Raw genomic sequence first — 13,940 nt, 5'->3', positions numbered from 1 at the left:
CGGTTCAGCGCGCCACTGATCCCCGCAGTGGTTCCCTCGCCAGCTCGCCCGCCGGCACTCTTGGCTTCGCCGGTGTGCATGATCGCTTGCAGGAACGTCCCCGTGGTCAGGACGACCGTTTTGGCGTGGTAGACCGCATCCCCGCGCACGGCGACTCCGACGACGCGGTGTTTGATCAAACCGTCGGACTGGTCGTCGGGGACCGCTTCGGTGATCAGGTCTTCGACTGTTTCCTGCCGCAGATCGAGATTCGGCTGCGACTCGATCTGCCACTTGATGTGGTTTTGATAAGCCTTCTTATCCGCCTGAGCCCGCGGGCTGTGCATCGCAGGGCCTTTGCGGCGGTTGAGCATCCGGAACTGGATGCCGGTCGCATCGATCGCCTCGCCCATCAAACCACCGAGGGCATCGACCTCGCGCACGATCTGGCCTTTGGCAACGCCGCCGATCGCGGGATTGCAGGACATTTGTCCAACAGTGTCGAGATTGGTCGTCAATAGAGCCGTCTTGGCCCCCAAACGAGCCGCCGCGGCAGCCGCTTCGGTCCCGGCATGGCCGGCGCCGATAACGACAACGTCATAGTCGTAACGATTTTGAGGATGAGCGCGATTCAAATGCTGAAGTCCGCAATGAGGAAAAGCCGATAACCGTAAAGAGGCGTTTTTTCGTCGACACGCCTCCAATGTCCGCAACCCTTCGATTTTGACCAAACCATGCGATTTGAACAGCACCGAAGTGCCAAGACCGTGGATCAAAAGCGAAATCGCGTTTTCGCGACCGCGGGCAAGATCACAGTCGGAGTGCGTCGGGCGCGACGACGGATACTTGCACTGTCGATCGCATCGGCGATAGCGATGATCCCTGGGGTCACTCATGCGCAGGGCGTCACCGACGTCGTGCTCGGTTCGGGATCGTTTCAAATCCCGTTCAATATCGCCTCCGGCGGAGTCCAACCGCGGGAAGTGCACCTGTACATGGCCACCTCGGCACGCCCATCGATCGGCGACGAGGCTGCCCGCAGCGATGAAACCGTGACGGATGTCGACGAACCCGGCGAGTGGCGATTGCTCGATCGACAGCCACCCGGTGTCGGCCAATTTCAAGTTTCGCAAACACCCGACGGGACGTTCTGGTTCGCGACACGCACGATCGACTCGAGCGGCCGGCCACACCCGCCCGGTCCGATCGATCCGGAATTGAAAGTCGTCGTCGATACCACCGAGCCGACAGTGGACTTGATCGCCGAATCCGACGCCGACGGCAAAGTCACCGCGAGCTTTTCGGTGGAAGACGCCACCGGAATCTCTCACGTGACGGTTCACTACGTCACCGACACGGTTCAGCAATGGAAATCCACCGACATCAAACGGGTTGAAAATGGCGGCCACTTCCAATTCGCACCGCAGGACCTGCAGTGGCAGCAACTTTCGCTGCGTCTGCGGGTGCTCGACCGCGCGGGGAACGAAACGATCGTGAAAAAGCGGGTGCAGAAACCTCGCGTTGCCGCGGCGCCGTCGACGCGATTCGCATCGAGCCCGCTCGGTGCCGGCAATCCGCTGCACGGAACACCACCGAACTATCCGGCGGCGAACTACCCGGCGTACCCGAACGCCAGTGCGCCGGCATACTCACATGAAGCCCCGTCGATTTATGGACACCGTCCGCTGGTTGGCAAGCCGACTGCGCCTCACGCATCTGCGCCTCACGCGCCGGCGCCCCATGCGACGGCGGCGCAGGTAGCAGCGGCTCCGATGACGGCCGCTGCGGGGAATTCCCCGACATTGCCGCCTCCTTCGACCGCCGACGAGATCAGCCAGGACTTCGGCCGGTCGGCGCCGACCATTGAAATGCTTCCTGACGCGAGCGTATTCGGCGGCCCGCAGTTGTCCCGCGGTGAACCGGGATCCGACAACGCCTCATCGGCCGAAAACGTCCAAGCGAAGACGCCCGCCGAAGCCATGCGTCCCCTCAATTCGCCGTCGCCCACAACTGCGGTCGCGCCTTCGCAACCAACCGCCGCATCACCAACGCCGAACATTGCGTCACAGCAGACCATCGCGCCGCAGTCAACGACGCTTTCCGCTCCGGCTGCGACGCCCACCGCGTCCCAACCACGCCGAAACGCAGCGCCAGCGACCTCATCCGGGCCAGCCTCCAACGAAGCGACTGCCGACGCGACTCCACAAACACCGTTCTACACCGAGAGCATTCCGGCACCGGCGGGCCAGCGACCTGAGCCGACTCAGCTCAACCGGCCTGCGGTTTCTGAATCCGATGAGGCGAGCGAGGGCAGCGGGCCGGCAACATCACCGTGGACACCGATCGACGACAACCGACGCCGCAACCCCAGTCGCGAGTTCAGCACCCGACCGGAGCCAAGACCGGTGTCGCCGGGGCAGTTACCTTTGGACTCTGGCCGCGACGGCGGATCACGGCAACAACGCCGGGTGCCGGTCACGTCGGTCGATCCCTTGAACCTCGAACGCCTCGCCCAACGTGCTGTCATCCGGCACAGTGACAGCAATCAATTCAGCCTCGACTACGAAATCGAAGCCATCGGCGGACGCGGTGTCGAAGAAATCGAACTCTACGGGACGACCGATGGCGGTCAGACGTGGAAGAAATGGGGCAGCGATCCGGACAAGATCAGCCCCTTTGATATCGAAACCAACGGTGAAGGGATTTTCGGATTCCAGATTGTCGTTGTCGCGTCCAACGGCCTCAAGAGCCCATCGCCACTGCCCGGCGACGCGCCCGATATCGTCGTCGTTGTCGACCAAACCAAACCGGAAGTCGGCATTACCGGGGCAAAGTATGGCGAAGGGGATCGTGCCGGTTCGCTCGTGATCGCGTACCACTGCGACGATCGTTATCTGATGTCACGACCGATCACGCTCGCCTTCAGCGATTCGCCCAACGGTCCGTGGACGACGATCGCCGCGGGACTGAGAAACGTCGGCGATTACGTTTGGCCGGCGGACCCGCAGTTGCCGCGTCAAATCTATCTGCGGATCGACGCAACCGACCAAGCCGGAAACGTGGGCGGTTATGTTCTCGAAGAACCGATCGACACGCGGGGCCTGGCGCCACGTGCTCGCATCCGAGCCTTTCGTTCGATCCCGTCGCGATAAGGGCGGCGGTCCGTCAATCGATCCGATCATTTCTGACCCAACGCGTCTCAAAAAATTCCAGTGACGCTTCTTGAAAGGTCTGACAAGGGCTCAGCGAGTGGGTACACTCGCCGCTGCACACGTGGCATTTTGTCGCGTTCGGCTCCTCAGAGCCAAAAAATGTGCGTCCTTGTCCAATTAGTGTGAGTTGCCCCATCGACGATTCCCACTGAGTTTCCTTATGCTTTGCCCCCTCATGAATCTCGGGCGGGGCTTCCACCTCAGACCGATCGAAGTATCCTTCGTATCCTTCATCGGCAGCGGAATGTTTTCCGATCGATAACCTGACCATTCACCCCCTGTTTACCCGCTCAAAAATTTACGGAGCTATTAGAAGATGTTGGATATGGCAATGATTTTGGCCCAGGCTGTCGCGTACGACTTCGGACGCATGGGTCTCGGTATCGGTATCGGTTTGATCATCATCGGTGCAGCTCTCGGTATCGGTCGCATCGGCGGCAGTGCCGTCGACGCGATGTCCCGTCAACCGGAAGCCGGTGGACGCATCCAAACCGCCATGATTATCGCGGCGGCTCTGATCGAGGGTGCGACTGTTATCGCACTCGTGTTCATCCTGCTCTGCCGTGCCTCTTAAGAGTCACGGTTCGACGCTGAAACTCTCCGTGTCGTGGGTGAACACCTCACTCGCGATTCGCCTTTCGCAAAGAAGTTTGTCACCGAGCTGATTGATGAAACGCCTTCTCGCCCTTTGTCTGATGACCTGTTTGAGCCTTGCTGCGCCGGCGACCTTGCCGACGGTGGCAGGCGTGGCTGCGGTCGCAATGGTTTCTGCACCGGCAGCGGCATACGCCGACGCCGAGGAAGACCATGCCGATCACGACCACGATGACGCCGAAACCCATGATGAGGAGTCTCTTAGCGAGGCGGCTCATGATGACGAACATGCGTCTGGCCACGACGAGCATTCGGAAGAAGCCAAAACTCCTATTCTGTCGTTCGATTTCGGATCGGCGTTTTGGAACTTGGTGATCTTCGTCTGCGTGTTGGCGATTTTGTCCATCTTCGTTTGGCCAAACGTTCTGGGCGGCCTTCAATCTCGCGAAGATAAGATTCGAGAGGATCTGGAAGCGGCGGAGAAAGCGAACGCGGAAGCGCAAGCAATCCTGGCCGGTTACCAGTCGAAACTCGACGAAGCGGCTTCGAAGACCCAAGAGATGTTGGCCGAAGCTCGACGCGACGCGGAAGCCAACGGTCAGAAGATCATCGACGAGGCCAAGGCTGAGGCCGCCGCTCAACGAGAACGTGCGGTCACGGACATCGAAAACGCGAAGAAGGTCGCGATGGCAGAGATTGCCACGAAGACCTCCGATATCGCGATGCAAGTCGCTCGCGGTGTGGTCGGCCGGGAACTCAAACCCGAAGACCACGCTGACTTGATCCAACAATCGATGCAGCGATTGCCCAGCCAAAACTAGTTCGATCGCGGCATCCGCACGCGGACGTCGCGGTTCCCGTTTGTCTGAGGCGGACAGAGTGATTCATCGATAGAGTACGAATCGCAGATGCCGCTGAAGATCCCAGGCCTCCAGGCCTTGAAGTCCAAATTTTTTCGCCGTCCTCCCGCCGAGATTCCTGAAGTGTCTGAATCTGTTTCCCAGCCCACCGCGCTCGATGTCGGCGCCGAACAACTCGGCAAGACCTATGCCCGAGCTTTGTTGGGTGCGACACAGGCCGAAGGCTCGACCGATCAAGTCATCAACGAACTCAACGAGTTGTGCGACGAGGCACTCGCCAACAGCGACCAACTCCGCGCGGCCTTCGCTTCGCCTCGAATCGACGCCAGCGAAAAGTGCCGTGTGCTCGATCGCATGCTTGGCGGTTCCGCCCATCCGACGTTGCTGAAATTTCTCAAGGTGATGGCAAATCGTCATCGTCTCGCCTACGTCAATGCGGTCCGCAACGCGGTCGTCAAATTGCACGACGAGGCAACCGGCCGATTGGCAATCGAAATCCGCACCGCAGTGCCGATGACCGACGACCTGCGAGGCAGCGTCACTCATCAACTCAACGTGCACTTCGGCAAGGAAGTCCGGCTCAAAGAGATTGTCGACCCGTCCGTGATCGGCGGCACCGTGATCCGGGTCGGAGACACCGTGTTCGATTCCTCCGTCGCGAGCCGACTCGACAAGGTCGGTCGTGTCGCGGCCTCCGGATTTGCTCGACAACTGATCGAGAAGTCGGACCAGTTTGTCGGCAACTGATCGCCGATCGCCCCCACAATAAACATTCCATTCAACGCCTTTTCTTTGAAAAAAATAACGGTACGGTCCAGTGAAATTCAACAGCGATGAGATCGCATCGGTCTTGCAAGCCGAGATCGAACAGTTTGATAGCAAGATCGATGTCCGCGAAGTCGGTACGGTCTTGGAAGTCGGTGACGGGATCGCTCGGGTATACGGGCTCTCAGGCGTCATGGCCGGCGAGATGGTCGAGTTTCCAAACGGATCCATCGGCCTCGCGTTTAACCTCGAAGAAAACAGCGTTGGTGTCATCATTCTCGGTGACTACCTGACGATCGAAGAAGGCGACGAAGTCAAAGCTCTCGGAACCCTGCTTTCGGTTCCCGCAGGCGACGCCGTGATCGGCCGCGTCCTCGACCCACTGGGCAACCCGCTCGACGGCAAAGGCCCCGTGCAGTCGGACGTCACTCGCCCGGTTGAAATCATCGCGACCGGCGTGGCAGAACGGAAACCGGTTACCGAGCCTCTGCAAACGGGTATCAAAGCGATCGACGCGATGACGCCGATCGGACGTGGTCAACGTGAGCTGATCATTGGTGACCGAAAAACCGGAAAGACCGCCATCGCCATTGACGCGATCCTGAACCAAAAAGGTCAGGGCGTGAAATGCTTCTACATCGCGATCGGCCAGAAAGACTCCGCTGTCGCGAGTGTCGTCGACGTGCTCGAGCGTTACGGCGCGATGGAATACACCACCGTGATCTCGGCCGGTGCTTCCGCGCCCGCACCACTGCAGTACATCGCTCCGTACGCCGGTACCGCGATGGCAGAACACTTCATGTTCAACGGCGGACACGCGCTGGTCGTTTATGACGATTTGTCCAAACAAGCTACGGCTTATCGTCAGATGAGTTTGTTGATGCGTCGTCCACCAGGCCGCGAAGCATACCCAGGGGACGTTTTCTACTGCCACAGCCGTCTGCTCGAACGATCCTCGAAACTCTCCGACGACCTCGGCGGTGGATCGATCACGAGCCTGCCGATCATCGAAACTCTCGAGGGTGAGGTTTCCGCTTACATCCCGACGAACGTGATTTCGATCACCGACGGACAGATCTACGTCCAACCCGACCTGTTCTTCTCCGGTGTTCGTCCGGCGATGAACCCGGGAATTAGTGTTTCCCGCGTCGGTGGTGCCGCTCAAACCAAGGCGATGAAGAAGGTCTCCGGTGGTTTGCGTCTGCAACTCGCCGCCTTCCGCGCACTCGAGGCGTTCGCGCAACTCGGTACCGACCTCGACCCGGCCACGCAGAAGGAACTCGACCGCGGTTACCGCATGGTCGAATTGCTCAAACAACCGCAATACCAACCGCTTTCGGTCGCCGAACAAGTCATCAGTATCTACGCCGGTACCAACGGTATGCTCGATGACGTGCCCGTCAAAGAAGTGCAACAATTCGAGAAGGAAATGTTGCAGTTCATCAACGACAAGCACAGCTCGCTGATCAGCGACATGACCGCGAAACCAGAACTGAGCGACGAGATCGTCGAACGAATCGTCGCCGCGGTGAAAGAATTCAAAGCCGTTTACAAGGGAGGCGATAAGTAACGGGAGATCGGTAACTGCTGCGTTCCGTTCATCTGTTACCTCATCCCCCTCTTACTTTTGATTAGCCATGGCCAACGCACGTGCTCTCGACAAGCGACGCAAGTCGATTCGAAACATTCGCAAAATTACGCGAACGATGGAATTGATTGCGACCGCTCGTTACAAGAAGGCGATGGATCGGGCAGCGGCCGCTACCGCGTATACCGATCAAATCACGAAGATCGTCAGCCAATTGGCCGATGCCGGTACCGACGTTCAACACCCGTTGCTCGAACAGCGTGAGAAGGTTCGCTCCTCTCGCGTTCTGGTCCTCGCCAGCAACCGGGGTCTGTGCGGCGGTTACAACGCGTCGATCCTTCGTACCGCGATGCCTCACATCAAGAGCGTTCGCGAAGAGATCCCGAATGTCAGCATCGATGCGTCCGGAAAACGGGGCGTCAACGGACTGAAATTCCGCGGCATCGAAACCGACAACAAATACCTGCAGTTCGAAGACCAACCGGCCTACGACGAAGTCGAAAAGATCGCGAACGATTACCTCACCCAGTACATCACGGGCAAAATCGATCGCCTCGACGTGATCTACACGAAATTCATCAGCACATCGAAACAAATCCCGATGGTTGAAACGCTGTTGCCTCTCGGATCACTCGGCGGTGACACCGAAGACGACGCGCCGCAAACCGGTGGTGGCGAGAACTCGCACTATGAGTTCCTGCCCTCGGCCGAAAGCATCCTCGAGGAAGTCGTTCCAACGAGCTTCAAAGTCAAGTTATTCAAGTGTTTCCTCGACGCAGCCGTCTCCGAACAGGTGGCCCGGATGATCGCCATGAAGGGCGCAACCGAAAGTGCGGGCGACATGATCAAACAACTCTCGATGACCTACAACCGAGCTCGCCAAAGCCAGATCACCGGCGAGATCATGGAGATCATCGGTGGCGTCGAGGCCCTCGAAGGTTAGCCATCTGCGAGCCGACTCCTTTGCGAGCAGGCTCCTGTGATCACGCCTTTTTTCCGAATCGGAATCAGGCTCGATACAATCAGAACCCTGCTCCCACAAACTACTTTTCACCACAACTTTCCCACCCAGCTAGAAGCTAGTCGCTAGAAGCTAAGAGCCCAATAATGTCTACCGCAACTAACGTCGCCGGTCGTGTTTCTCAGATCATCGGTTCGACTTTTGACGCCGAGTTTCCTGAAGGCCACCTGCCAAAGATCTACAACGCCCTGACGATCAAGAGCGAGCACAAAGGTGTGACGGTCAACCTCGTCGGTGAGGTACAACAGCACCTCGGCGGCAGCCGCGTTCGTGCGATCGCACTCGGTAGCACCGAAGGCATGATGCGTGGGATGGACGTCGTCGACACCGGCAAACCGGTTTCGGTGCCCGTCGGTCAACAAACCCTCGGCCGCGTTTTCAACGTGCTCGGTGAACCGATCGACAAACGTGGTGACGTCCAAGCCGACGACTACTGGCCGATCCACCGTGAAGCTCCCCCGCTGAACGAACTCTCGACGAACACCGAGTTGTTCGAAACGGGCATCAAGGTTGTCGACCTCCTGACACCGTTCGTTCGTGGTGGGAAAGCCGGTCTGTTCGGTGGTGCAGGACTGGGCAAGACCGTTATTTTGACCGAGCTGATCGCTCGGATCGCTAGCAGCCACGGTGGTTACTCGGTGTTCGCCGGCGTGGGCGAGCGAACCCGTGAAGGAACCGACCTCTGGTTGGAAATGCAAGAGACCGAGATCGGCAGCACCGGCCGAAACGTGATCGAGCAAACCTGCATGGTGTTCGGTCAAATGAACGAACCACCAGGATCGCGACTCCGCGTCGCGTTGTCCGCACTGACCATGGCGGAATACTTCCGCGATACCACGGGTGCCGACACGCTGCTCTTCGTTGACAACATTTTCCGCTTCTCGCAAGCCGGTTCGGAAGTGTCGGCTCTCCTCGGCCGGATGCCTTCGGCTGTGGGTTACCAGCCTACACTCGCCACCGAAATGGGTGCTCTGCAAGAACGGATTACCTCGACCAAACAAGGTGCTATTACATCGGTGCAAGCCGTCTACGTGCCTGCCGATGACCCGACTGACCCCGCACCGGCGACCGCGTTCGGTCAGCTCGACGCGTTTATCTATCTCGAACGTTCGATTTCCGAAAAAGGGATCTACCCTGCGATCGACCCGCTCGCATCGAACTCGCGGATTCTCGACCCGCAATACGTGGGTGAGCGTCACTACGCGATCGCCCGACGTGTGCAAACGATCCTGCAACGTTACCGCGAACTGCAGGACATCATCGCGATTCTCGGTGTCGACGAACTCAGCGAAGAGGACAAAACAATCGTCCACCGCGCACGCCGGATCGAACGATTCCTTTCGCAGCCGTTCCTCGTCGCGGAAGTCTTCATCGGCAAACCCGGTGAGATCACCTCGCTCGACGACACCATCCGCAGCTTCGAAGAAATCTGCGACGGCAAGTGGGATCACCTCCCCGAGCAGGCGTTCATGTACGTCGGTGCAATCGAGCAAGCCGAAGAGCAAGCCAAGAAGATGGAGTCGAAGTAAACGATGGCCATTCGATGTGTTGTTGTCACCCCCGAGCGAACCGAACTCGATCGGGAAGCCGACTTTGTCGCGCTGCCGATGTTCGACGGTGAACTCGGGGTCCAAGCCGGACGTGCTCCGATGATCGGCCGTTTGGGCTACGGCGTCCTGCGTCTTCAAACGGCAGCAGGCCCGGAACGCTTCTTCGTCGACGGTGGCTTTGCCCAAGTGGAGTCGGACGTGGTCAACGTGCTCACCGCTCGTGCGATCTCCGTCGATCTTCTCGACACCGACGAAGCAACCAAGTCGCTCGCCGAAGCGCTCGAAATGCCGAGCCAGACGCCCGAGCAGATTCAGATCAAAGAGACCGCGGTCAACCGTGCCCGCGGCCAACTGCGTGCGTCGCGGTAAACTCAGCGATTCAACCAGCCCAACGGCGTGAACTCTGCATCACGCCGTTTACAGCAGTAAGAATGCGAAACCGGCGATCGCGGCCGATTCAGTGAGTAACCCGCGGCCGGTTTGACAACAATCTTCGCCGCATCGCAGCGGCTCGATCGAACAGTTGTATCGACGACACGTCGGACAATCCCCGTAGCTGTCCACGCACCGGCAATGCGGCTGGGACGCAAATCGGTACGGCAGGATCGCGGTGTTGGTAACGAACCAGAAACTCGAATAGAGATTCTGCAGGCACCCACACGATTCGCAATCGAGCCGGCCGCAACGTTCGAGATTCATCTCTTGATAGTACGTCGGCTGATGGCAGAACCGGGTGTGAACCCGGTCGGCTCGTGGCGTTGTGAAGTTGCCCGCGGCGATCCACTGCGGCTCTTCGCTCATGATCTCGGCGGCTTGATTGACCGGGACTTCGTCTTGAGAAGCGACGATCTTTCTGATCCGCAGATTGCGTGGTGACTTCCGAAGCTCCGCCAAACGAGACGCCAGTCGGTCTCTCGCTTTGTCGCGTTTTTCTTGTTCGATCCGGTCCTGTTCGTCAGACTCGTTCGGCTCCGGCAACGGCTCGCTCAAATCGGCCCCCGGTGACAAATCCGAATCGTCATCGGAAGGCAAACGCAGTGGCTCATCGTCGGCAGGTTCGTCGTCCATCAGCATCAATCGCAGCTCATCGCTGTCATCTGCGACGATCAACTGCTGCGCACCAGGTTGCTCGGCAAACCCCAACGTTTGCTCTGGCGAATCAGCAGATACCGACGACAGCGATGACGCGGTCGCGAGAAGACTGACGATGAAGAGCAAACGATACACGATCAATGGAAAACCTAACCGGTTCTTAGACGGAGGAGCGTATCGTCAATATCGATCGGCGAGGACGCGTTTCGCGACATGCCGTGGGCGAGTCCTCAAGACTCCAATGAGCGTTCCAGACCGTTCAAATGGATTACACGGCAGAACCGCTCTATTTTGACATTCGTAGCGACCAGGAACCCGACGATTCGTCTGCAGAACCATGCGTCGTCAACAAACTCTTGAGTAGAATAGTTTCGACGCCTTTTCCATCAGCGACAGCTGCAGCATGAACATTCGACCACCAGCATCACTTCGAACGATCTTCGGCTCGATATTTGGTCGTTTGCCCCGCGATGAGCGTGCTCTGAGGCCAAAACAACGCGAAAACGCCTGGGTTCCAGCGTTTCGGACGCTCGAACCTCGTATCGTCCTGAACGCAACCGCGGAATTGGCCGCCCTCGGCGACTTGGTGATTTCCGGCGATGCTGCGGATGATTTCGTAGAGGTGTCCATCAACGCGGCCGGCCGCATTGAACTTTTTGACGCAAACTCAGCAATCATACCCATCCGGGTGGGCACCGACGCTTACGGCGATCCAATCTTTGTGGATTCGGTACACCCGACACAAATCACCACCGGGCGTCTGACCACCGACTTGGGTGAAGGCAACGACACGCTGCGGGTGGACACACCGATTGACCTGAAGGTCAACGTGATCGATGACCTCGGCAACGACTCGGTCGAAATAACACTCAATCCGGACGGCTCCGGGACGTCCGACAACACGCTCAACATCGATGCCGAGTCCATCCGCATCGACGGCAGCAACGGTAATGTCGACCTGTCTGACGGCACACTGAACGCTGTCGGTGTTAACGGATCCATCACGATGGCCAACGCGAATGATGTCACTCTCGGCGATGTTTCCGCGGGGAATGATCGGGTCAACATTGGCACCCTCGCTAACCCGATCACCGGCGAACTAACACAGGCGACCGGAACCGACATCCGTGTCGACCGCTTAAACGTTCAGGCCGACGATGGAGTGGATCTGTCGAATCCTGGCAATACGATTTCCGTTGTGGATGACGTTCGCAGCAACGGGAACATCACGTTGCACAGCGAGGCGACCAGCCTCAGCGACGATACGATGACCGTCAACCACGTTGCCACGCTCGACGACAGTGTCCGAGGCGACATTTTGATCACGGTGCAGGGCTCGGTCGAACTCGTCTCATCGAACACGGGGTCAGACACTGTTCTTTCGACCGCCAATGGTGAGATCAACGTGTCGGCGACGGAGGATATCGAGATCGATGATTTCGTTTCCGGAAACGACGGAACCGGAGCAACCGCCGACCGCGAGATCATTGCCGGCGGCGACAATGGACGCGTCAACCTTACCGCGGACGAGGATTGGATCGCAGGTGATTCGGTCCAAATCAACGCGAGCCAAATCACGGACGGCGCGGTCACGATCAACGCCACCAACGTTCAAATCGGCGATGACTTTGAAATCAACACAGGCGACGGCGTCGGCGTTGCACGTCAGTTTGCCCCACGACCAGAGATCAATGTGCTCGAACCGGGAGTGTTTGAGGACGTGCCGCCGGGCGTCATCACCGATCCAACCGACCCTGACTATGTCGAAATCGAGACCGCCTTCTACGACGTCGATTCCATCTCGACAAACATATTGACCCAGGCAAACGAGAACGACGCAACCGGAGTCTTTTCGGTCGAGTTAGGAGTCGCCGGTGAGAACGGTTTGACACTTTCGATTGATTGGGGCGCCCCCACCGATCGCTTTCAAACGCTAGAGAATCTCGCCGGCGATCGCACTCGCGTGGATGTGTCGCACCTCTACACGCAGGGTGACATCCTCAATTCAACGCTAAACGGCCGGGCGAGCGCAACGGCTCCACTCGAAGTACGCTTCGCGGTTTCACATCACGCATCGATCATCATCAACGGCGACTCCATTGAACAATCCGTTGCACCGGAGGCGGTCACCACCGCGGGCGGGACCACGCTGCGGGAAACGGTGGACGGTGGGCTGATCACGTCCACCGACAACCCGAACACCGTGACGTCGTTTCAGGGCAACATCGTGCCTGACTTTGAGAGCGGACGTGCGTTCTTCGTCATCCCTCGCGTCGACCTGCCTCCTGCATTCTTCGCCGTTCGCAACGTGATCCCTGAACCCATCGACCCACCACCGCCATTCGTGTTGACCTCCACAACCGAACTCTCCAATGTCACGTTTGAGACCGCGGAGGCATCCGCCTCGCCACTGGCGATCCGGGAAGAGTATTTCCAACTGCGAACGCTGTCCCCTGATCCGCAGGGCGACGACTTGGTCGAACCGGTTCGCTTGCAGGACAACATCATGTCGGAGGAACATCTCAAGGATTTGTTCTCACGACTTCCCGACGGCAGCTATGAAATCCAATACGTGATCGGCGAGAGCGATCAACGCACAATCCTCCGCGTTGACCTGCGTGGAGGAGAAGCAGTCATTTTGAGCGACGACATCGACACCGGATCATTGGAACTCGAACTCATCGAAGAAAACGTTACAGACGATCCACAAACCTCATCATCGCAGGACCAACAAAACACATCAAATGGAGTCGAGCATGAATCCGGATCATGACTCCATCGATGGAAACACCGAAGATGATTCCGCCGAGGTGAACCACGATCCTTCGTCGCACTCGCAACCGGAAAAGGGTTCTCGCTCCAACAACGATCGAAATTCGGATCCGAATTTTGACCCCGACGCGACGGTGGAAGAAACACGTCCGTTTGATCCCGACGCCACAATCGAAGAGCGGACGGACTCGGATCCAGACGCTACGGTGTCCGAAGAATTAGAGCCGTCCACCTTCGATCCCGATGCGACCGTCGAGGAAGACGGAGCCTTCGATCCTGAGCAGACCGTTCTCGAAGACGCGAGCAGCGATCCCAACGCAACCGTTGTGGAGAACGATCCGAATGCGACAGTCGTTGAGGAAGGAACTCTCGATCCAAACGCGACGGTGGTCGAAGACGAGATCGACGCCCTCGATGCCACGATCGAAGAGGACGCGACCTTCGATCCCGACGCAACGGTGGAAGAGGACCGAGAGTTCGATCCCGACGCAACGATCCCAGAACAGA

The 13,940-nt window shown here is 58.4% G+C and carries 12 protein-coding genes; 10 read left to right on the top strand and 2 right to left on the bottom strand.

What is annotated here, in order from left to right; genetic code table 11:
* Positions 1-614: FAD-dependent oxidoreductase (locus tag RSSM_RS22700; protein ID WP_008684571.1), on the bottom strand; the 614-nt coding region annotated here is incomplete at its 3' end.
* A gap of 99 nt (positions 615-713) precedes the next feature.
* On the opposite strand from RSSM_RS22700, the gene RSSM_RS22695 reads away from it, so the two are divergent.
* The 8 genes from RSSM_RS22695 (at position 714) to atpC (ending at position 9,938) form a co-directional block, all read left to right on the top strand.
* On the top strand, positions 714-3,131 hold the full coding sequence (locus RSSM_RS22695) for a hypothetical protein (RefSeq protein WP_008684569.1): 2,418 nt from the start codon (positions 714-716) through the stop codon (positions 3,129-3,131).
* Between the two features lie 376 nt (positions 3,132-3,507).
* Positions 3,508-3,765 carry an ATP synthase F0 subunit C gene (atpE, locus tag RSSM_RS22685; protein ID WP_008684565.1) on the top strand — a complete coding sequence of 86 codons (258 nt, stop codon included), beginning with the start codon at positions 3,508-3,510 and terminating at the stop codon, positions 3,763-3,765.
* 94 nt (positions 3,766-3,859) lie between these two features.
* A complete protein-coding gene (gene atpF / locus RSSM_RS22680) occupies positions 3,860-4,606 on the top strand; it encodes a F0F1 ATP synthase subunit B (protein ID WP_008684563.1) in 747 nt (248 codons plus the stop codon).
* A gap of 87 nt (positions 4,607-4,693) precedes the next feature.
* Positions 4,694-5,392, top strand: coding sequence for an ATP synthase F1 subunit delta (gene atpH, locus RSSM_RS22675; RefSeq protein WP_008684561.1), 699 nt, complete (start codon positions 4,694-4,696; stop codon positions 5,390-5,392).
* A gap of 70 nt (positions 5,393-5,462) precedes the next feature.
* Complete coding sequence (atpA, locus tag RSSM_RS22670) at positions 5,463-6,980, top strand: F0F1 ATP synthase subunit alpha (RefSeq protein ID WP_008684559.1); 1,518 nt, start codon at positions 5,463-5,465, stop codon at positions 6,978-6,980.
* A 67-nt stretch (positions 6,981-7,047) separates the two neighbouring features.
* Positions 7,048-7,941 carry an ATP synthase F1 subunit gamma gene (atpG, locus tag RSSM_RS22665; RefSeq protein WP_008684557.1) on the top strand — a complete coding sequence of 298 codons (894 nt, stop codon included), beginning with the start codon at positions 7,048-7,050 and terminating at the stop codon, positions 7,939-7,941.
* A 164-nt stretch (positions 7,942-8,105) separates the two neighbouring features.
* Positions 8,106-9,548 (top strand): F0F1 ATP synthase subunit beta, encoded by a 1,443-nt coding sequence (atpD, locus tag RSSM_RS22660; protein ID WP_008684556.1) that lies wholly within the window; start codon positions 8,106-8,108, stop codon positions 9,546-9,548.
* Positions 9,549-9,551: 3 nt separating this feature from the next.
* Positions 9,552-9,938, top strand: a complete 387-nt coding sequence (gene atpC / locus RSSM_RS22655) for an ATP synthase F1 subunit epsilon (RefSeq protein ID WP_008684555.1) — start codon at positions 9,552-9,554, stop codon at positions 9,936-9,938.
* Positions 9,939-9,986: 48 nt separating this feature from the next.
* Here the strand turns inward: atpC and RSSM_RS22650 are convergent, their stop codons facing one another.
* The gene (locus RSSM_RS22650; protein ID WP_008684554.1) at positions 9,987-10,796 is read right to left on the bottom strand and encodes a hypothetical protein; all 810 of its coding nucleotides are present in this window, start codon (positions 10,794-10,796) and stop codon (positions 9,987-9,989) included.
* Positions 10,797-11,064: 268 nt separating this feature from the next.
* On the opposite strand from RSSM_RS22650, the gene RSSM_RS22645 reads away from it, so the two are divergent.
* Both RSSM_RS22645 and RSSM_RS22640 read left to right on the top strand, forming a co-directional pair.
* Positions 11,065-13,434 carry an autotransporter outer membrane beta-barrel domain-containing protein gene (locus RSSM_RS22645; protein WP_008684553.1) on the top strand — a complete coding sequence of 790 codons (2,370 nt, stop codon included), beginning with the start codon at positions 11,065-11,067 and terminating at the stop codon, positions 13,432-13,434.
* A partial coding sequence (locus RSSM_RS22640) for a hypothetical protein (RefSeq protein WP_144060039.1) occupies positions 13,418-13,940 on the top strand: 523 nt, incomplete at its 3' end. The genes RSSM_RS22645 and RSSM_RS22640, both read left to right, overlap by 17 nt.

The sequence above is a fragment of the Aporhodopirellula sallentina SM41 genome (genome assembly GCF_000346505.1).
GTDB classification, from domain to species: Bacteria; Planctomycetota; Planctomycetia; order Pirellulales; family Pirellulaceae; genus Rhodopirellula; species Rhodopirellula sallentina.
The sequence above is the reverse complement of the archived record's forward strand: the minus strand, read 5'-3'. Positions and strand labels throughout refer to the sequence as shown.